This window comes from Halomonas sp. ISL-56 (assembly GCF_018612805.1).
Classification (GTDB): Bacteria; Pseudomonadota; Gammaproteobacteria; order Pseudomonadales; family Halomonadaceae; genus Vreelandella.
The window spans coordinates 178409-198520 of record NZ_JAGGRO010000008.1; the positions used below are offsets into that span (position 1 = coordinate 178409).

The 20112-nt window shown below is 54.6% G+C and carries 17 protein-coding genes; 14 read left to right on the plus strand and 3 right to left on the minus strand.

Annotated features, from left to right (window positions below; all coding sequences use genetic code 11):
* Positions 1-124 precede the first annotated feature (124 nt).
* From J7J49_RS06860 to J7J49_RS06870, 3 genes are all read left to right on the plus strand, one after another.
* Positions 125-2299 (plus strand): methyl-accepting chemotaxis protein, encoded by a 2175-nt coding sequence (locus J7J49_RS06860; protein ID WP_215091262.1) that lies wholly within the window; start codon positions 125-127, stop codon positions 2297-2299.
* Positions 2300-2527: 228 nt separating this feature from the next.
* Entirely contained in the window at positions 2528-4372 is a 1845-nt protein-coding gene (ilvD, locus tag J7J49_RS06865; protein ID WP_215091264.1) for a dihydroxy-acid dehydratase, read from the plus strand.
* A 43-nt stretch (positions 4373-4415) separates the two neighbouring features.
* The gene (locus J7J49_RS06870; protein ID WP_215091267.1) at positions 4416-5471 is read left to right on the plus strand and encodes an oxidoreductase; all 1056 of its coding nucleotides are present in this window, start codon (positions 4416-4418) and stop codon (positions 5469-5471) included.
* Between the two features lie 9 nt (positions 5472-5480).
* Here J7J49_RS06870 and nudE read toward each other — a convergent pair whose 3' ends face one another.
* Positions 5481-6101 (minus strand): ADP compounds hydrolase NudE, encoded by a 621-nt coding sequence (gene nudE / locus J7J49_RS06875; RefSeq protein WP_215091268.1) that lies wholly within the window; start codon positions 6099-6101, stop codon positions 5481-5483.
* Between the two features lie 77 nt (positions 6102-6178).
* Between nudE and yrfG the strand changes: the two genes are divergently transcribed.
* From yrfG to J7J49_RS06905, 6 genes are all read left to right on the plus strand, one after another.
* Positions 6179-6871 (plus strand): GMP/IMP nucleotidase, encoded by a 693-nt coding sequence (yrfG, locus tag J7J49_RS06880; RefSeq protein WP_215091271.1) that lies wholly within the window; start codon positions 6179-6181, stop codon positions 6869-6871.
* Positions 6868-7257 (plus strand): RNA-binding S4 domain-containing protein, encoded by a 390-nt coding sequence (locus J7J49_RS06885; protein WP_215091273.1) that lies wholly within the window; start codon positions 6868-6870, stop codon positions 7255-7257. Before yrfG ends, J7J49_RS06885 begins: the two co-directional genes overlap by 4 nt.
* Positions 7258-7546: 289 nt before the next feature.
* Positions 7547-8422, plus strand: coding sequence for an Hsp33 family molecular chaperone HslO (hslO, locus tag J7J49_RS06890; protein WP_064236315.1), 876 nt, complete (start codon positions 7547-7549; stop codon positions 8420-8422).
* 300 nt (positions 8423-8722) lie between these two features.
* Positions 8723-10279: a phosphoenolpyruvate carboxykinase gene (locus J7J49_RS06895; protein ID WP_215091274.1), complete on the plus strand. Its 1557-nt coding sequence runs from the start codon at positions 8723-8725 to the stop codon at positions 10277-10279.
* A gap of 158 nt (positions 10280-10437) precedes the next feature.
* Positions 10438-10935 (plus strand): peptide-methionine (R)-S-oxide reductase MsrB, encoded by a 498-nt coding sequence (msrB, locus tag J7J49_RS06900; RefSeq protein WP_215091276.1) that lies wholly within the window; start codon positions 10438-10440, stop codon positions 10933-10935.
* A 52-nt stretch (positions 10936-10987) separates the two neighbouring features.
* Positions 10988-12208 carry an alpha-hydroxy acid oxidase gene (locus J7J49_RS06905; RefSeq protein WP_215091278.1) on the plus strand — a complete coding sequence of 407 codons (1221 nt, stop codon included), beginning with the start codon at positions 10988-10990 and terminating at the stop codon, positions 12206-12208.
* Between the two features lie 231 nt (positions 12209-12439).
* Here J7J49_RS06905 and J7J49_RS06910 read toward each other — a convergent pair whose 3' ends face one another.
* Positions 12440-12610 carry a hypothetical protein gene (locus J7J49_RS06910; RefSeq protein ID WP_215091280.1) on the minus strand — a complete coding sequence of 57 codons (171 nt, stop codon included), beginning with the start codon at positions 12608-12610 and terminating at the stop codon, positions 12440-12442.
* A gap of 430 nt (positions 12611-13040) precedes the next feature.
* On the opposite strand from J7J49_RS06910, the gene J7J49_RS06915 reads away from it, so the two are divergent.
* The 5 genes from J7J49_RS06915 (at position 13041) to J7J49_RS06935 (ending at position 19043) form a co-directional block, all read left to right on the plus strand.
* Positions 13041-14042, plus strand: a complete 1002-nt coding sequence (locus J7J49_RS06915) for an extracellular solute-binding protein (RefSeq protein ID WP_215091282.1) — start codon at positions 13041-13043, stop codon at positions 14040-14042.
* A 76-nt stretch (positions 14043-14118) separates the two neighbouring features.
* Positions 14119-15126 (plus strand): ABC transporter ATP-binding protein, encoded by a 1008-nt coding sequence (locus J7J49_RS06920; RefSeq protein ID WP_215091284.1) that lies wholly within the window; start codon positions 14119-14121, stop codon positions 15124-15126.
* Entirely contained in the window at positions 15123-16811 is a 1689-nt protein-coding gene (locus tag J7J49_RS06925) for an ABC transporter permease subunit (protein ID WP_215091286.1), read from the plus strand. Before J7J49_RS06920 ends, J7J49_RS06925 begins: the two co-directional genes overlap by 4 nt.
* Before the next feature lie 3 nt (positions 16812-16814).
* On the plus strand, positions 16815-17594 hold the full coding sequence (locus J7J49_RS06930; protein ID WP_215091288.1) for a DeoR/GlpR family DNA-binding transcription regulator: 780 nt from the start codon (positions 16815-16817) through the stop codon (positions 17592-17594).
* Between the two features lie 108 nt (positions 17595-17702).
* Positions 17703-19043: an aspartate aminotransferase family protein gene (locus J7J49_RS06935; protein ID WP_215091289.1), complete on the plus strand. Its 1341-nt coding sequence runs from the start codon at positions 17703-17705 to the stop codon at positions 19041-19043.
* A 205-nt stretch (positions 19044-19248) separates the two neighbouring features.
* On the opposite strand, the gene J7J49_RS06940 is transcribed toward J7J49_RS06935, so the two are convergent.
* Positions 19249-20109 (minus strand): LysR substrate-binding domain-containing protein, encoded by an 861-nt coding sequence (locus J7J49_RS06940; protein ID WP_064236319.1) that lies wholly within the window; start codon positions 20107-20109, stop codon positions 19249-19251.
* Positions 20110-20112: the final 3 nt, after the last annotated feature.

Consider the following 20112-nt stretch of genomic DNA (forward strand, 5'->3'; position numbering starts at 1 on the left):
TTAATTATATGCCACCCTCTGCGGTGGCATATTTCGTGCATTACCTCTAATTGAAAAGGCTTAGTGCCAGGGAACCGCTAAGCCAAAAGATGGCGCAAGCCTTCAATAAAAGTAGGGGTGATAAATGCACAATGCCGAACAAGCAACATCCGCTGTTTATGAGTTAGCCGATGACGAAGTGTTGATCTCACGCTCTGATCTTCAGGGCAGAATTACCTACGCTAATCAGACCTTTGTGGAGGTGAGCGGCTACTCGCTGGAAGAGATAATGGGCGAAGCGCATAGTTTGTTCCGGCACCCGACGATGCCAACAGGCGTTTTTCAAAACCTCTGGGCCACCATCGAAGCCGGTAAAACCTGGCAAGGACTGATCAAAAATCGCCGTAAAAGTGGCGAAGCGTATTGGATACATACCACCATTGCACCGTTACTCGATGGTGAGCGGGTAGTAGGCTATACCTCCATCCGGCGCAAAGCTTCTGCTAAGGCCGTTGCCCGGGCAGAGCGTGTATACGCTGCCATGCAACAGGGCAAAGTACGTGGCTTTAAGCTTCATTATGGTGCGTTACGCCGCTCGGGTGTGCGTGGTTGGGCGCAACGCTTTAGTTTCAGCAGTATTCAGGCCAAGCTAATAGGGATGGTGTTGGCATCTATTCTATTATTGGTGATGGCGGGAGCAGCAGGGGTTTATGGCTTAACCAGCTCCGCTGAACGGCTGCGAACCCTCAATCAAACCGGCCTTGAAGGCATCACTGATCTTCAGCAGATTGGTCAGCGCGCTAGCCAAGTGATCCAGGCATTAGAGCCTGCGGTGCGTAACCCGCGGCGTGCAGATCTCGACATGCTGAGTACACAATTAACCACCATGAGCACCGCAATTGAAGCGTCATGGCAAGACTATACCGCGCAACGCAAAACAGGCGGTGTGCAAGAAGGGCTAGCAGCGCACCTCACTACCTTTACTGAAAGTGCCGAAACCACCCTAACCGCTATCCGCGATGGCAACGGCTTTGCCGCCTTTGAAGCCTTTAATGACAGCGTGCAACCTACTTCTGAAAGCATTAGCGCCACGATCAATATATTGGTGGATCAGGAGCGCGCGGCCGCCCACACGTTGATGGAAAACGCCGAACAGCAACAGCAATGGCTGCTATACGGCCAGTTAGGCGTTCTGCTGCTAGGTATCATACTAATGATCGGGCTGAGCATGGCGGTGCTAAAATCGCTGATTAAGTCGCTCAACGAAGCGCGTCGGGTTACATTCCAAATTGCTGCGGGCAACTTGGCAAATCGGGTAACGTTAAAGCGTAATGATGAGCTGGGTGAGCTGCTCAATTCGCTGGAAACAATGCGCGCTAGCTTATCGGGGCTGATCACCGAGGTAGGCAATAAAGTGGATGTGGTGACCCCTGCCTCTGAACATATCAAACAGCAGAATGAAGACCTGGCGTCGCGCACCGAGCAGCAAGCTTCCTCGCTGCAGCAAACCGCTTCTAGCATGGATCAAATGACCGCGACGGTGCAGCAAAATACGGAAAACGCCCGTCAGGCCAATCAATTAGCCATGCAGAATGCGACCACCAGCCGAGAAACCGGCGAGCGCATGCAGGCGCTGGTAGAGCGTATGGAGCGCATTGCCGCTAGCGCCGATAAGATGACGGATATCATCAGTGTTATCGACGGCATCGCCTTTCAAACCAATATTTTGGCGTTGAATGCCTCGGTAGAAGCCGCAAGGGCAGGCGAGCAGGGGCGTGGCTTTGCGGTAGTGGCTAACGAGGTGCGCAATTTGGCCGGGCGCAGTGCCGATGCCGCTGGCGACATTCGCCGCTTAATCGCCGCCTCCGCTGAGGAGATCAACGGCGGCGCTCAGGCGGTAAGAGAGGCCGAGGCGGCGATTGAACAGGTCGTTACTCAGGTGATGAAAGTCAGCGATATTATGGAAGAGATCAGCACCGCTTCCGATGAGCAGAGCAACGGTATTGCACAAATTAATACCGCTGTCGCGGAGATGGATCACGTTACCCAGCAGAACGCCTCCAAGGTGCAATCAATTTCCAGTGCTGCCCAGAACCTCACCCAGGAAGCTTTGGAACTTGCTAATGTGATTGCCGCTTTCCGTTTAGAGGGGGCTGCCGAGGAGAGCAGTGACACGGCCCGCGAGCGTTTGCTCAAACAAGTAGGGCTTGGTTCTACGCCACCCTTAGCCGCCGCTCCTGCATTAGCCTCGCCCAAGAGCTCTGTGCCTCAGCGTACGGCCCAAGCCCAGCCAGCCGAAGAGGCATGGGAAACCTTCTGACTAAACGGCGCCATGGAGGGCGCGTTTCTCTATTCCATCTCTATCTCATCTCTATTCCCTCTCTACAGCTAGCCTCCACATTAAGCCTCTGCATCTAGTCTCTGCGCATTGCGCATGCCACAATCAAAAAACCACTGATATTTTTCAGACTTAGCCTAGCCTGCGGCGTTGCGTGCTGCGGGCTAATAAAAAAAACGCATAGCTATTTATTAGAGAGTAGAGGAAGCCATGCCAGAGTATCGCTCACGTACCACCACCGCTGGCCGCAACATGGCCGGTGCTCGCGCGCTATGGCGCGCAACGGGTATGCAGGACGGTGATTTCCAAAAGCCGATTATTGCAGTCGCCAACTCCTTTACCCAGTTTGTGCCGGGCCATGTGCACTTAAAGGATATGGGCCAACTGGTCGCACGTGAGATTGAGAAAGCCGGTGGCGTCGCCAAAGAGTTCAATACCATTGCGGTAGACGACGGTATCGCCATGGGCCACGACGGCATGCTCTACTCGCTGCCTAGCCGCGACCTGATCGCCGACAGCGTCGAGTATATGTGCAATGCCCACTGTGCTGATGCGCTGGTGTGTATTTCCAACTGCGACAAGATTACCCCCGGAATGCTGATGGCCGCTCTGCGCCTCAATATTCCGGTTATCTTCGTTTCTGGCGGCCCCATGGAAGCGGGCAAAACCAAGCTGCTTAACCACGGGCTGGATCTTGTCGATGCCATGGTCATGGCCGCTGACGACAGCGTAGACGATGAGACCCTCGCTGAAGTGGAACGCAGCGCTTGCCCCACCTGCGGCAGCTGTTCTGGGATGTTTACCGCCAACTCGATGAACTGTTTAACCGAGGCGTTGGGTCTAGCCTTGCCCGGCAACGGCACCGTGCTGGCGACCCACTCGGATCGCCGCCGTCTATTTGAAACCGCAGGTCATCGCATTGTTGAGCTGGCCAAACGCTATTACGAAGGCGACGAGGCGCACCTATTGCCCCGTGCGATTGCCTCCAAAGCGGCGTTCAAAAACGCCATGACCCTGGATATCGCCATGGGTGGCTCTACCAACACGATTCTGCACTTCCTGGCGGCGGCCCAGGAAGCCGAGGTGGACTTCACCATGGCGGATATCGACCGCCTCTCCCGTGAAGTGCCTCAGCTGTGCAAGGTTGCGCCCAATACCCAGAAGTACCATATCGAAGACGTTCACCGAGCCGGCGGCATTATGGCGATTCTAGGCGAGCTGGATCGTGCCGGGGTGCTGGATACTTCGGTGCCCACCGTGTATGGCGATAGCCTCAAAGCCGCGCTGGATGAGTGGGATATCATGCGCTCGCCCAGTGCCGAGGTCGTTGAGTTTTTCAAAGCCGGGCCGGGGGGCGTTCCCACCCAAACGGCGTTCTCGCAAAGCGCTCGCTGGCCGAGTCTGGATGGCGACCGCGCTACCGGCTGTATTCGCGACCTTGAGCACGCCTTCTCCCAGCAGGGCGGCTTGGCGGTGCTCTACGGCAATATCGCGCTGGATGGCTGCGTGGTCAAAACCGCCGGTGTCGATGACTCGATCTTGGTGTTTGAAGGCCCCGCCCATGTGGTGGAGTCCCAGGATCAGGCGGTTGCCGATGTGCTGGCGGACAAGGTCAAAGCGGGTGATGTAGTGGTAATTCGCTACGAAGGCCCGAAAGGCGGCCCCGGCATGCAGGAAATGCTCTACCCGACCTCCTATCTCAAATCCAAGGGGCTCGGTAAAGCCTGTGCGCTGCTGACCGATGGGCGCTTCTCGGGGGGCACCTCCGGGCTCTCCATTGGTCATGTCTCCCCGGAAGCTGCGGCAGGTGGTGCTATTGGATTGATCGAGCAGGGCGACCTGATACGTATCGATATCCCCAACCGGACGATCAACGTCCAGCTGACGGATGCTGAGCTGGCGTCTCGCCGCGAGGCGATGGATGCCAAAGGCGCCGCTGGCTGGAAGCCGGTCGAACAACGCCCCCGGAAGATAACGCCAGCACTTAAAGCCTATGCGCTGTTGGCGACCTCTGCTGACAAAGGGGCTGTTCGGGATTTAAGCAAGCTCGACTGATATACGCAGCTGAAACACACAATAAGCCCAAGTAAGGAATCAAATGAAGGCGATTATTAACGTTGGATTAGTTGGCTACGGTTTCGCTAGCCAAACCTTCCACGCACCGCTGATCCAGGCCACGGAAGGCCTGGATTTGGTGGCAGTGTCGTCAAGCGATGCTGCCAAGGTAGCGGCGTCTCTTCCCAATGTTGAGGTTGAGAGCCAAGCGTTGGCGCTATGCCAGCGTCCTGACATTGACTTGGTTGTTATCCCAACCCCTAATGACACGCACTTTTCGCTCGCCAAGGCAGCCCTAACGGCGGGCAAGCACGTTGTGGTCGATAAACCCTTTACGGTCTCGTTGTCAGAAGCAAAGCTGCTCAAAAAGTTGGCGGATGACAAAGAGTGCCTATTGTCGGTGTTTCACAACCGCCGTTGGGATAGCGATTTTCTGACCATTAAAGAGCTGCTCGCGGCGGGGACATTAGGTCGGCTGGTCAATTTTGAATCCCATTTTGACCGCTTCCGCCCGGAAGTTCGCGACCGCTGGCGCGAGAAGGCCACCCCCGGTGGCGGCATCTGGTATGACCTAGGCCCACACCTGCTGGATCAAGCCTGCGAGCTGTTTGGCATGCCCCAGGCCATTCTGCTGGAACTCAGCGCATTGCGGGATGGCGCCAAGGCTGACGATGACTTCCTGGCGCTGCTCGACTACGAAAGCTTTCGGGTAACTTTGGCAGCAGGCACGCTGGTGGCGGAACCGACGCCGCGTTTTCGGATCAATGGCACCCAAGGCAGCTTCATAAAATACGGCTTAGACCCTCAAGAAGATCGTTTAAAAGCAGGCGAATTGCCGACATCCCAGTGGGGCGAAGACACTCAACACGGCACCCTGACGCTGCGCGAAGGCGAGGGAGAAAACGCCCCGCTAACGCGTCGTGAGCTGCCAACCCTGCCGGGCGATTATCTGGCGTATTATCAAGGCATCACCGCCGCTATCCGCGATAAGGCGCCGCTACCGGTCAGCGTCGACGACGCTTTGCGCTCAATGGCCCTGCTGGAAGCAGGCCTCGACAGCCACCGCCAACGGCGCTGGATCGCATTGAAAAATCATTGATGTGAATGATCAAAGCAAATCCGGTTCGTTATTATGTTTCTCTTCCCGCAACCGGTCCCGGGCGATATAGAGTGCGGCGATGGCGCGGGCTTCGTGGAAATCCTCGCGCAGCAGTAGGGCCGGGAGCTCCTCGATGGCATGGGTTTCCACAATTAGCGGCTCGGGTTCATCTCCCGGCAGTCGCTTGGGGTAAAGGTCGGTGGCGAGGAGTACCTGCATGCGGTGGCGCATATAGTTGGGCGCCAACGAAAGCTCAACCAGCGGCTCAATACAGTGCGCGCCAACGCCGCACTCCTCCATTAACTCGCGGTTGGCTGCGGTGATAATATCTTCACCAGGGTCAACCAGCCCCTTTGGCAGGGTCAGCACATAATCTTCAAACCCCGCGGCATATTCGCGGATCAGCAGCACGTGGTCGGGGTCGGGCATCGCCACCATCATCACCGCTCCGCGGTCAGCGCCGGTTAAACGCTCAAATTGGCGCTCCTCACCATTAGAGAAGCGCAAATCCAATGATTCAATCTGGAATAAGCGACTTTCGGCAACGCGCTTGCGCGCCAAAATTTGCGGCTTTTGCTGATAACCTGAACGGCTAACGCTAGCTTCTTTTTGCTGGTTGAATGTGGGCATAAACGAGGGCCTCCATGGCTGGGAAAAGGCGGTTACGCTACAATAGCACGCTTACTCCTAACGTGACTGGAGCGGCAATGATTGATTGGCGCGAGATAGACACCGTCCTCTTGGATATGGACGGCACGCTGCTGGATTTACACTTCGACAGCCACTTTTGGCTGGAGCATCTGCCGCGGCGCTACCGCGAACTGCACCAGTTGGATGAAGCCTCCCAGGAAGCGCTGCGCGCGCGCATTATTGGCGAGCAGGGCACCCTGAACTGGTACAGCCTGGCGTACTGGAGCCGCGAATTAGGCGTGGACATAGTGGCGTTGAAGCGCGAAGTCCAGCACTTGATAGGCTTGCGCAGCGACGCATTGGATTTCCTCAAGTGGCTGAAGCAGGCTCACCCTAGAGTCGTACTCGCTACGAATGCCGACCGTGCAAGTCTTGCCTTGAAGTTGCCCCTCACCGGTTTGGAAAGCTATCTGGATGCTATCGTCTCTTCCGAGGACGTGGGAGCGGCCAAAGAGGAGCAGGCATTTTGGTTTGCGCTGCAAGAGATTGAAGCCTTTGATCCCGCTCGCACGCTGTTTATCGATGACAATGCCCGCGTGCTAGAGAGCGCTCGTGAGTTTGGGATTAAGCATCTACTGGGCATTAAACAGCCCGACAGCCAGCGGCCTGAAAAAGAGTTACAGGAATTTATTGCCCTAGACCGCTTTGCGCATTTGCTTCCCGAGCAAGTGCCTGGGTCGCTTTCAGAAACTCAAGGAGAGCGTTCATGAGCGACAGCGTACGCTTGGATAAATGGCTGTGGGCCGCGCGTTTTTTCAAGACCCGCGCACTGGCTAAAAAAGCCATTGAGGGCGGGAAAGTGAATTACGACGGTGGCCGCGCTAAAACCAGCAAGCAGGTGGAAATCGGCGCACTTATTCGCGTTCCCCAGGGCTGGGAGATTTTGGAGGTCGAAGTCTTATCGCTTTCGGATCAACGCCGCGGCGCGCCAGAAGCGCGCACACTTTATGCGGAAACCGATGAGAGCGTGCAGCGGCGTGCCAAAGAAGCCGAAGCAAGACGCCTCACTAACGAGGCAATGCAGCATCCTCTTAAACGCCCCGACAAAAAGCAGCGCCGCGATATCCAACGCTTCCAACGCCATCAGGGCGAGTAGCGGAACTATCGTAGTTGATAATGAATCCCTTTAATTCCGCCCTATAACCGGATCCGAGGGCAGGTTGAAGCGAGGGTCTTTTGCCAGGGCCGGAAAAAGCTCCCTGCTATTCCGGCATTTCCGCCATCCATGGCGGTCAGATGGCAAAAGTAGCGCCCACGGATGGGTTTACAGCGCCCTCGCGGAAACCTGCCCTCGGCACTGAGGCGTGTGGATTGTCTACTGTGATTATCCTGAGCTTAGTAGCCTTAGCCACCAATAAACCAGTTAAACCTTAGGTTGCCAAATTATGTCCGATCAAATTCAACGCTTTATGTTCGATCACACCAATGTCCGCGGTGAAATCGTCACCCTGGCGGCCGCCTATCACGAAGTGTTGGATCGCCACGCCTACCCACCGGCGGTAAATGAGTTGCTAGGTGAGCTGTTAGCCGCCGTGGCCCTGCTCACCGACACGGTTAAGTTAGATGGCACGCTGAGTATCGAAGTGCGCGGGCGCGGTGTTCTTTCATTGCTGATGGCCGAATCCAACCCCGGTGGCGAACTGCGTGCGATTGCCCGCATAGCAGAAGACGCTGCGCTGCCCAGCGAACACGCCAGCTTCCGCGAGCTGGTGGGTGAAGGTCAGATCGTGATTACCCTCGATCCCCGCGAAGGTAATCGCTATCAAGGTATTGTGGCGCTGGATCAAGAGTCCCTGGGCGGCTGCCTGGAAGCTTATTTCAGCCAATCCGAGCAGTTGCCAACCCGCCTCTGGTTGGCCGCAGATGAGAAGCGCGCGGGCGGGTTACTGCTGCAGCGGCTGCCGGAAGAGTCGCAAAACCAGGATGTTGATGCCTGGGATCGCAGCGTACAGCTAGCCGATACGATTAAAACAGAAGAGCTGTTGGGTCTTGAGCAGCGCGAAGTACTGCATCGTCTCTATCACGAAGAGACCGTGCGCGTTTTTGAACCCAAAGCCCTGCGCTTTGGCTGCACCTGCTCTCGGGAGCGTATGAGCTACGCGCTGCACTCTCTAGGCAAGGAAGAACTACGCGATATTCTCCACGAACAGGGCGCAATCGACACCCAATGCCACTTTTGCCACACGAAATATCACTACACAGCAGCGGATATTGAAACTTTGTTGGACGACCCCGAAGCGCCATCGCCGACGATTCACTAAGTATGTAGTCGAGAGCGCGGGGTAGAGCAGTTCCCGGCAATGCTTGGAGGGCCAGTGGATTCAATGAATTTGCGATTTGTTGCAAACGGCTGTTTGAATTATTACTGCGCCGCAACACAAAATGTAGTGTCTATGTAGTAGTTTAACTACAAGATATTTGATCTTCGCCCCCGTTTCCTGGGGGCTTTCTTTTTGCCATAATGCGCCGAACTTCAGCGCGCCCAGCCGGTTTTGCAGTGGCTGGGATGACTTTATGGCGTCGGTGACGCCCGGTAACTCGAGAGAAGCCCAGGAATCGACATGACTACGACTCAAGCCGCTCCCCAAGCCCATGTTAATCTCAGCAGCGCCGAACTAATCGAGCGTGCAGTGGCACGTGGCGAAGGCCGCCTCTCAGCCAACGGTGCCTTGGTCGTCAATACCGGCCTACGTACCGGCCGTTCACCGAAAGATCGCTATATCGTCGACGAGCCCACCACCAGCAGCCAAATCGATTGGGGCAATGTTAACCAGCCCTTCGACGCCAGCAAGTTCAACGCCCTGTGGGATCGCGTCAACGACTACCTGGCCAGCCAAGAGCATTTTGTGTCTGAACTGCATGTGGGCAGTGATTCCGCTCACTACCTGCCGGTACGCGTCACCACCGAAACCGCTTGGCAAAATCTGTTTGGCCGTACCATGTTTGTGCGCCCCCTGGCTTACAACTCAGCGGTTAAAGATGAGTGGACGATTGCTAACGCTGCCGGCTTTGAGTGCGATCCATCGCGGGATGGCACCAACTCTGATGGCTGCGTAATCATTAACTTTGCCGACAAAAAAGTGCTGATCGCGGGCATGCGCTACGCCGGTGAAATGAAAAAAGCCATGTTCTCGGTGCAGAACTTCCTGCTGCCAGCCGCCGACGTACTCCCGATGCACTGCTCGGCGAACGTGGGCGAAGATGGCGAAACCTGCCTGTTCTTCGGTCTCTCTGGCACCGGTAAAACAACGCTCTCGGCTGACCCGGCACGCTACTTGATCGGTGACGACGAGCACGCTTGGGGCGACGGCATTGTCTTCAATATGGAAGGCGGCTGCTACGCCAAATGTATCGATCTTTCCGAGAAGAATGAGCCGGTTATCTGGAACGCCATCAAGTTTGGCACCGTACTGGAAAACGTGGTGCTGGATGACCGCCGTGAGCCTGACTACGCCGACGACAGCCTGACCCAGAACTCCCGCGCCGCTTACCCGCTAGAGCACGTAGAAAAGCGCGTAGCGGAAAACCTGGCCGGCGAGCCAAATGCCATCGTGTTCCTGACCTGCGATATGTCCGGCGTACTGCCCCCGGTGTCGATTCTTTCCAAAGAAGCAGCGGCGTATCACTTCCTGTCTGGCTACACCGCCAAAGTGGGCTCCACTGAAATGGGCTCCTCGGAAGGTCTAGCCGCCACATTCTCTACCTGCTTTGGCGCACCGTTCTTCCCGCGTCCTGCCCGTGAGTACGCAGACCTGCTGATCAAACGTGTCGATAAGCAGGATGCGCAGGTTTACTTGGTCAATACCGGCTGGACCGGCGGCGCTTACGGTGAGGGCGGCGCACGCTTCTCCATCCCCACCACACGTGCCATCATCAGCGCGATTCAGTCTGGTGTGCTGCGCGACATCGATACCAAGCACATCGATGGTCTCAATCTGCAAGTACCGCTTGCCGTGCCAGGCGTCGACTCTAGCCTGCTCGACCCGCGTGAAACCTGGCAAGACCGTGACGCCTACGACCGCCACCTCAAAGATCTGGCGACCAAATTCGTCGATAACTTCAAAAAATTCGAAGGTGTCAACGAAGCGATCATCAAGGCGGGCCCTCAGCTAGACTAAACGTTAGCGGATCTAAAAAGATGCGCGTCGGTGTAAGTAATCGGATGCAGGGACGACAAAGACGTTAGCAACGATCGAAGTCAGAATGGGGCAGTGCTTAGGCACTGTCCCATTTTTTATTGGCTATTTTCCTTGCCAATTACGACGGGAGCGACACCATGAAAAGACGTCAATTTTTAGGCCTAGCAGGACTCACTAGTATAGTAGGGGCAATCCCCGGTTTTTCGTTTGGCTTTCCACGCTTAGACCTTGAGGCTTCCCCTGGGTTGGAAACACTGCAATTGAGTGAAGCTGAGTGGCGCGAACGGCTCTCCGATGAGGCCTTTCATGTGCTCCGTAAGCACGGGACTGAACCTGCTTTCTCTAGCCCCTTGGATAAAGAGTGGGGAGAGGGTGAGTATCGCTGTGCTGGCTGTGATCTATTACTCTTCACCAGTGAAATGAAATATGATTCTGGCACTGGTTGGCCTAGCTTTTTTGAGCATGTAGAAGGACATATGCTGGCAGAGCTGGATTTCAAATTGGTTTGGCCTCGCACCGAATACCACTGCGCCCGTTGCGGCGGTCATCAAGGCCATGTATTTGAAGATGGCCCTGATCCAACCGGCCTGCGCTGGTGTAATAACGGAGTGGCCCTGCGCTTCATGCCGGCTTGAATAGGCGAGCCTGTTCACTGGGGCGATATAAAACAATGATTAGGAGCGCTGTGTGAAAGGATGGTTTCAACGACTAAGTACTCAAAAAAAACTCGCCAGCATCCATAACCTGCACGATGTTGAACGGCTAGCCCGGCGCAAACTGCCCAGGCCGATTTTTGGCTATATCGACCATGTTGCCGAGGATGGGCGAACCCAGCGCGCTAATCTGAGCGCCTTTGATGAATACCGATTTTTGCCAAAAGCGTTTGTTAACGTTGCGCAAATTGATCTACACACAGAGCTTTATGGCAAACGCTACGCGGTACCTTTTGGCATCGCCCCCATGGGTATCAGTGCGCTCTCAGCTTACCAGGGCGACTTAGTGCTGGCGCGGGCAGCAGCGAAGTGCAACCTGCCGATGATTATGAGTGGCTCATCGCTGATACCCATGGAAGAGGTCGCCAAAGTAGAGGGCGCCGACTGGTTCCAGGCGTATTTGCCGGGAACCGCAGAGGGTATCGAAGCGCTGCTCGCGCGTATTCAACGGGCAGGCTTCAAGAAGCTGGTGGTGACGCTCGATTACCCGGTTCCCCCCAACCCCGAGCATCTTCGCCGCTCAGGCTTTTCCTCGCCGCTGGAACCAAGCCTGCGTTTAGCGTTCGATGGCTTGATGCGCCCAGACTGGCTGATTAATACCTTCCTGCGCACGCTGTGGAAGCATGGCATGCCGCACTTTGAGAACAATTATGCCGAACGGGGTGCCCCCGTCATATCTCGCCAAGCTGCGCGGGATTTTTCGGGGCGGCGCCATTTTGATTGGGGCTATCTGGATCTGGTGCGGCGACTATGGCCCGATGTCTTGATCGTTAAAGGAGTGCTTAACCCTGAGGATGCGGTGCGCGCACGTCAAGCGGGCGTTGATGGCATCATTCTTTCCAACCACGGTGCACGCCAGTTGGATTGCACCATTTCGCCACTCCAGGTGCTGCCAGAGATTAAGCGTCGCGTCAGCGATATTCCGATTATGATCGACAGCGGCTTCCGGCGTGGCAGCGATGTTATCAAAGCGCTGGCGCTGGGGGCTGATTTTGTCTTTGTTGGGCGTCCCTTCAACTACGCAGCCGCCTGCGCGGGACAAGCCGGGGTAGAGCATGTTGCCGATCTTTTGCAGCGTGAAATTGAGCGCAATATGGCGCTGCTGGGGCTGACCAGCCTTTCACAGCTTGATCGTACCTGCCTATACCAACCAACAGCCGATGAAGTACCGCAGCCCAAAAACATCAGCGGATGAAACCACCGTACAGACCCGTACAACCCAATTTTAGTGCCACCGGGCGTTGTCCCGCCGCCTCCCGCGGGCATGCACACAGTTGAATCGGTAGGGTTTCGTAGCGCGGCGTAAGCGTCAGCGCACCCGCGGAAGCAGCGCGCAGCGGTGCCGGGGTTGGCGTGGTGCCACAGAGCGTCGTTCCGCCGCCTCCCGCGGGTGCCTCAAACGCTCGTTGAACTCACGTTTTCGTTACTACGCGCTACAAATGCGTGCACACAGCTGAATGGGTGGATTTTCGTAGCGCGGCGTAAGCGTCAGCGCACCCGCGGAAGCAGCGCGCAGCGGTGCCGGGTTTGGCGTGGAGCTACCGGGCGTCGTTCCGCCGCCTCCCGCGGGTGCCTCAAACGCTCGCTGAACTCGCATTTTCGTTACCACGCGCTACAAATGCGTGCACACAGCTGAATGGGTGGATTTTCGTAGCGCGGCGTAAGCGCACCCGCGGAAGCAGCGCGAAGCGGTGCCGGGGTTGGCGTGGAGCTACCGGGCGTCGTCCCGACGCCTCCCGCGGGTGCCTCAAGCGCTCGCTGAACTCACGTTTTCGTTACCACGCGCTACGGGATGTGCACGAAGCTTAATCAGTGGATTTTCGTATCGCGGCGTAAGCGCTCCTGCTATGACGGATCATTTTTTAATTTCTAACGTTTGAGTTAGCGCTGGTTTCGAAAAAAGCTTGCGCGTTTATCTGCTTTGTGTTTTTAATGAAAGCATAAAAAAACACAAAGCCACATAAAAACAACTATGCAATACGCTCGCCATCATCACACTCGATTCCATGACATTCGGAGAGATTGCGATGCGACCCGTAAAAACGAAACTAGCCTTTGCCGTACTACTCAGTGCGCTGAGTTCGATTGCCCATGCCGACTCCATCACCGTCTATAGCGCACTGGAACAGGATGAAATTAACAGTTATCTCCAGCAGCTTAGCGTTGACCATCCAGACCTTGAGGTAAATGTCCTCCGCCTTTCAACAGGCGATTTGGCTGCACGGTTGATTGCCGAAGCTGGTCGTCCCCAAGTGGATGTTGTCTGGGGTCTGGCCCTCAGTAACATGATTGACCCTCAGATCCTCAGCCAGTTGGCTCCCTATAGCCCTGAAGGTATTGATGTCCTGGCGGCGCCTTACAAGGATGAAGAGGGGCGGTGGTTTGCGGCCACGGGTTACCTCGGTGCTCTATGTATCAATGAGCCGATGTTAGAGCGGCTAGGCCTACCGACCCCGACCTCCTGGGAAGATCTTGCCGACCCCGTCTACAAAGGCGAGATCGTAATGCCCAACCCGGCCTCTTCGGGAACCGGCTATATGCAAATGGTAGCGATTGAACAAGGGATGCCGGATGGTTGGGCGTTGATTGAGCAAATCAATGACAACGTGGCGCAGTACACCAGCTCGGGCTCCAGGCCTTGTCAAATGGCGCGAACAGGGGAGTACGCCATCGGTGCTTCGTTCGCCTTTGTCGCGATGCGCTCTATTGCGGAGGGCTACCCGATCAAAATGGTGATTCCTGAGGATTTCGCAGGCTATGAACTAGAAGCATCCGCGATGTTGAGCTCTTCTTCAAACCAAGAGGCCGCTCAGAAATTCCTTGATTGGACGTTGTCGGATTCCGTGGCCGATCTCTACGGAGAGTATAAGGAGATTGTCACTATTCCAGGGGCAACACGGCCGGAAGGCGCCGATGAAGCTGGATTGCCGGAAAATGTCGAAGCGATTCTCTTTCCCATGGATTTTGCCCAGTCCGCAAGTGAAAGGCCGAGCTTTCTGGCCGAATGGCAGCAGCGTGTAGGGCGTTAAGAAAAGAGCGGCTTATTGGGTATAAGCCGCGTTTAACCGCCTTCTTTGGATTAGCTCCCACTCGGCTGGATGAACCATGTATTTAGAAATTGATAATTTACATAAGATATTTGGCGACAATATCGTTCTCGATCGAATCAATCTCACGATTGATAGTGGCGAGTTCGTTTGCTTGCTAGGCCCCAGTGGTTGTGGAAAAACCACGCTGCTTAGAATCATTGCAGGCCTGCTACCGTCGGATGGTGGCAAGCTAACGCTGGAAGGTAAAAATCTGATCACACTGCCTGCCAGAGAGCGTAATTTCGGCATTGTCTTTCAGTCCTACTCTTTGTTTCCTCATATGACCGCCAAAGAGAACGTTGGCTATGGACTAAAGCTAAGAGGGTGGAGCAAAAAAGCTATCAGCCAGCGTGCAGACGAGATGCTGGAACTCATCAATCTAGCCGATATGGCGAACCGCTACCCCCACCAACTTTCAGGGGGGCAACAGCAGAGAATTGCGCTGGCGCGAGCCCTGGCGATAGACCCTTCCATCATCCTGCTCGATGAGCCGCTATCTGCATTGGATGCGAAAGTACGCGAGAAGATGAGGATGGAGATAAAAGACGTACAGCAGCGGTTGGGGATTCCTATTCTTATGGTGACCCACGACCAGGAAGAGGCGCTGGCCCTTGCTGATAAGGTTGTGTGTATGAATAACGGCATGATCGAACAGATAGGGCGTCCTGATGAACTCTACTTACAGCCCAAAACACGCTTTGTTGCCGATTTTATCGGGGCAAGCAATCTATTGCCGCTGGCGTGGGTAACGCAGCATTTACCCGAGGCGCTGGCGACACTGCCTGCCCAAGACCGAATCGAGCATTTCCTATGTATTAGGCCTGAGTTCATCACCATTGATCAGGGCAGGCAACGACAAGCCAAGGTCAAAAGCAGTACCTTTCATGGCAGCTTCAACCGCGTGTGCGTTGAGTATGCTGGCATGGAGCTTACTATCGAGGCTCACAACCATATTCAGTGCCGTCCAGGAGACAGTGTTGGCGTGTCATTCGATGCCAACGGGTTTGTTTGGGTGACATCATGAAGAGTACTTTCTCCCTGGGAGGTCAACGCCGGATATCTCCCCCTGGCGCGTATCTCAATCTCGATAAGATGCTGGTGATTGCCTCCACGCTTATCCCCCTGATCTGTCTTTTGCTATTCTTTGGCTATCCACTCTATATCGTGCTGATTAGAAGCCTCACAACGCCGGATGGCACAGTGGGGTTGTCGAACTACGCTCAGGTATTTAACAACCCCACCTTGATCGCGGCGACCGTCAATAGCCTTTTGCTCAGCTTTATGACGATGTTGATTGCGCTGCTGCTGGGGTTTGCCATCGCCTACCGGTTGGAAAGAACCAGTACCAGGGGGCGAGTTTTCATTACGGTGGCACTTACCCTGCCATTACTGGCCCCTTCGCTGGTGCAAGGCCTGGGGCTTATTTTTATCTTTGGCAGAAATGGGCTCATCAGCCAGTGGTTTGGTATCAGTATCAATCCCTATGGGTTCTACGGGTTACTGATGGCAAATGTGCTCTATGCGTTGCCGCAGGTGGTGTTGATCATACAGGCGGCGCTAAGACAGTCAGACGCGCGACTCTATGAAGCCGCAGAGGTGATGGGCGCAACCGGCTGGCAAAAGTTTCGCGATATTACCCTCCCAAACGCCAAGTTCGGGCTGGTCAGTGCTGGTTTTGTGGCCTTTACCGTCACCATCACCGACTTTGGCAACGCGGCGGTTATTGGGGGTGATTTCAGAGTACTGGCTACCGAAATTTATAACCAAGTCGCCGGGCAGATGAACTTCAGCATGGGCGCCGTGGTTGGCATTCTGCTGCTGATTCCTACCGTGGTGGCTGTCGGCATCGAACGATTTGCCGCGCGCAAACAGTCCGCTTCCGCAAGTGAAAGTGCCATTCAGGTGACACCCGACCGTAACGTTAAGCGTGATCTCATATTAGGAACCTTGACCCACTCCTGTGCCTTCGTCATCTACATGGTCATTGGGGTAACGGTGTTCGCTAGCTTTGTCGATCTCTGGCCCTATCGAATGGAACTCACCTTACGCCACTACAACATCAGCATGGCAGGAGGATACCGGCCCTTATGGATGTCGCTATGGATATCGCTGCTTGCCGCTTCAGTGGGCGTAGTGCTTATCTTCCTGATGACAATATCGATGAAGAAGCTACCTCTCCACCTAAGGCGTATCGTTAATTTTATTGCCATTATGCCGGTAGGGGTTCCCGGGCTGGTGCTCGGTTTAGCCTATATCCTCGCTTTTAATACCGGCGGGCCGCTAACGCTACTGTATGGAACGCCGCTGCTGATTGGTTTATGCAATCTGTACCACTACCACTCGCAAGGCTTTCTAACCATGATGACGGGGTTAAGAGGCGTGCCCGCGTCACTGGAAGACACCTGTACCTGTTTTGGTGGTGGCATGAAGGAAACGCTACGAGATGCCGTCGTGCCTTTCATGATGACGACTTGTATTGCAGTGTTTTTCTTCCTGTTTATGCGCTCCATGGTGTCATTGTCCGCGGTCATTTTCCTCATTACGCCGAGCATCAATGTTGCGCCTGTCGCCATTATGCAACTCAGCGATGCAGGTCGAATTTCCGAGGCGGCTGCCTTTTCAACGTGCCTGATGATGGTGGTCGTGACGGCGATGCTGTTACTGCGTTGGCTGATTAAAAAAGTGCCATCACCGGAAAAAAGGAGTTAATCCATGTGGCATCATGAGCGTCACCAGCGTATCTGCTCGCTTATTAATACATTTAATCAACTCTCCACAGAAAGGCTTGTGGACGAGTTGGGGGTGTCAAAGGAAACGATAAGAAGAGATTTATTGCTTTTAGAAAAAGTAGGTGAGTTAAAACGTATTCATGGTGGGGCAATCTCGGTTAGTAAAGAAGAACCGCCCATCAATGTGCGTGAAAAACTCAATGTTACTGAAAAGAAGTCGATGGTTAAACGGGCTAGAAATGAAATAAAAAGCGGTCAAACGCTATTTATTGATGCCGGTAGTACCACGACACTACTAGCAGAAGAACTGAAAAAGCTATCGGGCCTCATCATTATTACCAACTCCTGGGAAGTGGCCTACCTGCTGGAGACCTGCAATCAGGAAGAGGGGGTCTCCGGTTCCAATCAAGTGGTTCTTCTTGGGGGGAAAATAAACCCACAATTGAAGTCCACCTTTGGCCAGCACACCATCAGTGAAATCCATAAATATCGCGCAGATATGGCCCTGCTGTCCCCCGTCGGCCTTGATGCGCATTTCGGGGCGAGCAGCTTTGACCATGATGAGGCTGCGATCGCGGAGGCGATGGTGAATAACGCCGACAAAGTGCTCCTGCTGGCCGACCATTCAAAAATCGGCAAAGTCAGCCGAGTTAGTTACTGCCCTATTAAAAGGATAGATTTCTTAATTACGGATAAAACTATAAATGACCCATTAATACTCGATGCTTTGAAGAAGAGTGCAACGCTTATTACCAGTGAGTAGTGGATGGCTTAATAGCGCAGCGGGTTTTAAATGGTCTTTTATATTTTACATTTAAGTGAACTGGCTTTTTAAATTAACAGGCAGTGCTTCGGTCTGCAGGAGAGTTATATGGCAACGCGTTCCACGATTATGGATACCAATAGTTTTCGTAAAGAGAGTTCAGAGTCTCTGGATTCCTCAATACGCGCAATGACGAATAAAAGAGCCGCCGTGTTAGGCGATTCGTATCGACTTTTTTATCAAAACCCCGTTCACCTGGTAAAGGGGCGTGGTCAATATGTGTGGGATGCACAGGGCACACAATATCTCGACGTCTATAATAATGTCGCCAGTATAGGCCACTGCCACCCACAGGTTGTCTCAGCCGTGAGTGAGCAGATGCAGAGGATTAACACCCATACCCGCTATCTTCATGAAGGCATCCTCGATTACACCGACTCAATTCTGGCCACGGTGCCTAACGCCATTAATCGTGCGATGTATATGTGTACGGGGTCAGAAGCCAACGATCTGGCAATCCGTGTGGCCAGAGCCTGGAGTGGTGGCACTGGCATTATCGTCACCAAAGAGGCTTACCATGGCACCAGCGAGTTAACGTCCGGCGCTTCTCCGGCGCTGGGCAGCGGCCAAGCGCTTTCGCCCACCACGTTTTTAGTCCCATCACCCGATCAATACCGGATAGGTTCAGCCGCACTGGGGGACTGGTTTGCTAATGAGGTGCAGCAAGCAATCGATAAAATGGCCGCTCAAGGGATCAAGTTGGCTGGCTTCTTAGCGGATGCTATTTTTTCCTCAGACGGCGTAATGCCGGGTACTCCAGGCTTTCTGAAAAAGGCCATCGACATCGTGCATGCCAATGGCGGCATCTTTATCGCGGATGAGGTGCAGCCAGGTTTTGGCCGAACGGGAGACGCCTTCTGGGGGTTCGAACGCCATGGCCTGGTGCCGGATATAGTGACCATGGGAAAACCAATGGGCAATGGAATACCCGTGTCTGGCCTGTTGGCCAAAGATGACGTATTAGCGGCCTTCAGCGACCAAATACCCTATTTCAATACCTTCGGTGGCAACCCTGTCTCCATGGCCGCGGCTCAAGCAGTTTTAAACGTTATTCATGAGGAGCAACTACAGGCCCATAGCCTGCGGGTGGGAGAAGCCTTACGGGCGGAGCTACTAACCCTGAAAGATAAGTATGAGTGTGTTGGCGATGTACGCGGAGCCGGTTTGTTTATTGGCTTTGAACTAGTCACCGACAAGCAGAGTAAAACGCCTGATAAAGCGTTAGCGCTACGCGTCATCGAAGCGTTACGCGAAGAGCGTGTACTTACTTCGGTGGCTGGGCCCCATGGAAATGTACTGAAGCTGCGCCCACCGCTGGCGTTTCAAGCGCATGATATTGACTGGCTGGTCGGGGCGCTAGATAGAAGTCTTTGTAGGAGTGCTTGCTAGGTTTTTATTATCAAATGTAATGCGAAGTCATGTTTGGGATAGGTGCCACGGGGCGTCGTTCCGCCGCCTCCCGCGGGTGCCTCAAACGCTCGTTGAACTCACGTTCTCGTTACCCGCGCTACGGTTTGTGTACGCATCTGATTTGGGTTTACGTAGCGCGTGGTAAGCGAAGCGCACCCGCGGAAGCAGCGCGCAGCGGTGCCGATTAAAGCCTAAACCCTTCAACAATATGCTCAGCCAAACTATCAATAATGGGTGACTGTGTAGAGGCGGTGCGCAATAGCACGATGGATGATTCGGGTAATTCGGGAAACCCTTCTTTTACCCCCAATATCTGCATATCGGGGGTAACTAGGCTGCGCATCCAGGCGGAGACTGCTAACCCCGCGCCAACAACTGCCTGCAATGTTGCTAAGCTCGGGCTGCTATAGGCAACTCGGTAGGCGCGCCCTGCTCGGTCTAATGCATTGCAGGCATGACGGCGACAAAAACAGGGTGCCTCGAACAACGCCAGTGGCACTGGCGTTTGTAAATGAGTGCTGTGACTCTCAGCCGATACCCATACGGTCGCCTCGCGTCTTAAAATGGTGCCAATTTCGTCGCCTATCTCCCGCGTCATAATAATCAGATCCAGGCTTCCTTGGGGTTGCTGGGAAAGCACTGACGAGGGTGCGCAGTGGACATCCACATCCACCAAGGGCCACGCCTGGGAAAAGGTTTTCAGAATGCCGGGCAGAAAGCGCATTACATAGTCATCTGGTACGCCCAAGCGCACGCGGCCCACCATGTCGGGTTGGCGCAGCAGCGTTAGCGCCTCTCCCTGCAGCGATAAAATCTTGCGCGCATAGCCAAGCAGCGTGTGGCCTTCGCTAGTCAGTTGCAGCGGCTTGCTTTGGCGCACAAACAGCGGGCGCTGAATAACGTCCTCTTCCAGCCGCTTGATTTGCATACTCACGGCCGATTGGGTGCGGTTCACCGTTTGGGCGGCGCGGGTGAAGCCGCCTTGATCCACTATGGCAACAAAGGTACGCAGCAGCTCGTGATCAATGGTGGGTAGTGTGGCCATGGG

What these genes read in the sequence shown, in the direction of transcription:
- msrB (WP_215091276.1), top strand. Translation starts at nt 10,438, where the DNA reads ATGAAAAGACGTCAATTTTTAGGCCTAGCAGGACTCACTAGTATAGTA.
- J7J49_RS06895 (WP_215091274.1), top strand. Translation starts at nt 8,723, where the DNA reads ATGACTACGACTCAAGCCGCTCCCCAAGCCCATGTTAATCTCAGCAGC.
- J7J49_RS06870 (WP_215091267.1), top strand. Translation starts at nt 4,416, where the DNA reads ATGAAGGCGATTATTAACGTTGGATTAGTTGGCTACGGTTTCGCTAGC.
- J7J49_RS06935 (WP_215091289.1), top strand. Translation starts at nt 17,703, where the DNA reads ATGGCAACGCGTTCCACGATTATGGATACCAATAGTTTTCGTAAAGAG.
- yrfG (WP_215091271.1), top strand. Translation starts at nt 6,179, where the DNA reads ATGATTGATTGGCGCGAGATAGACACCGTCCTCTTGGATATGGACGGC.
- J7J49_RS06860 (WP_215091262.1), top strand. Translation starts at nt 125, where the DNA reads ATGCACAATGCCGAACAAGCAACATCCGCTGTTTATGAGTTAGCCGAT.
- J7J49_RS06920 (WP_215091284.1), top strand. Translation starts at nt 14,119, where the DNA reads ATGTATTTAGAAATTGATAATTTACATAAGATATTTGGCGACAATATC.
- ilvD (WP_215091264.1), top strand. Translation starts at nt 2,528, where the DNA reads ATGCCAGAGTATCGCTCACGTACCACCACCGCTGGCCGCAACATGGCC.
- J7J49_RS06910 (WP_215091280.1), bottom strand. Translation starts at nt 12,610, where the DNA reads ATGCGAGTTCAGCGAGCGTTTGAGGCACCCGCGGGAGGCGGCGGAACG.
- J7J49_RS06930 (WP_215091288.1), top strand. Translation starts at nt 16,815, where the DNA reads ATGTGGCATCATGAGCGTCACCAGCGTATCTGCTCGCTTATTAATACA.
- J7J49_RS06940 (WP_064236319.1), bottom strand. Translation starts at nt 20,109, where the DNA reads ATGGCCACACTACCCACCATTGATCACGAGCTGCTGCGTACCTTTGTT.
- hslO (WP_064236315.1), top strand. Translation starts at nt 7,547, where the DNA reads ATGTCCGATCAAATTCAACGCTTTATGTTCGATCACACCAATGTCCGC.
- nudE (WP_215091268.1), bottom strand. Translation starts at nt 6,101, where the DNA reads ATGCCCACATTCAACCAGCAAAAAGAAGCTAGCGTTAGCCGTTCAGGT.
- J7J49_RS06925 (WP_215091286.1), top strand. Translation starts at nt 15,123, where the DNA reads ATGAAGAGTACTTTCTCCCTGGGAGGTCAACGCCGGATATCTCCCCCT.
- J7J49_RS06915 (WP_215091282.1), top strand. Translation starts at nt 13,041, where the DNA reads ATGCGACCCGTAAAAACGAAACTAGCCTTTGCCGTACTACTCAGTGCG.
- J7J49_RS06885 (WP_215091273.1), top strand. Translation starts at nt 6,868, where the DNA reads ATGAGCGACAGCGTACGCTTGGATAAATGGCTGTGGGCCGCGCGTTTT.